The following is a 338-nucleotide window of genomic DNA, read 5'->3' as shown; positions in this document are numbered from 1 at the left end:
AGTGCTCACACAGATTGTCTGATGAAAAGTAAATAGCAAGGCGTCTTGCGATTGAGACTTCAGTGTCCCCTTCGTCTAGAGGCCCAGGACACCGCCCTTTCACGGCGGTAACAGGGGTTCGAATCCCCTAGGGGACGCCACTTGCTGGTTCGTGAGTGAAAGTCACCTGCCGTCATATCTCAAAACTGACTTGCGAGTCATGTTTGAGATATTTGCTCTTTAAAAATCTGGATCAAGCTGAAAATTGAAACGACACATCTTAATGGTGTGTTCGAGTCTCTCAAATTTTCGCAATCAGAAGTGAAACATCTTCGGGTTGTGAGGTTAAGCGACTAAGC

At 46.4% G+C, this 338-nt stretch carries 1 tRNA gene; it reads left to right on the top strand.

Going from position 1 to position 338, the window contains the following annotated elements:
- Positions 1-64: 64 nt before the first annotated feature.
- Positions 65-140: transfer RNA gene (locus tag HED65_RS22470), tRNA-Glu, on the top strand.
- Positions 141-338 lie beyond the last annotated feature (198 nt).

It is taken from the genome of Pantoea sp. LS15, from assembly GCF_012241585.1.
Lineage (GTDB): Bacteria > Pseudomonadota > Gammaproteobacteria > Enterobacterales > Enterobacteriaceae > Enterobacter.
Note: the sequence above shows the minus strand (reverse complement) of the source record. Positions and strands in the feature narration are given on the sequence as shown.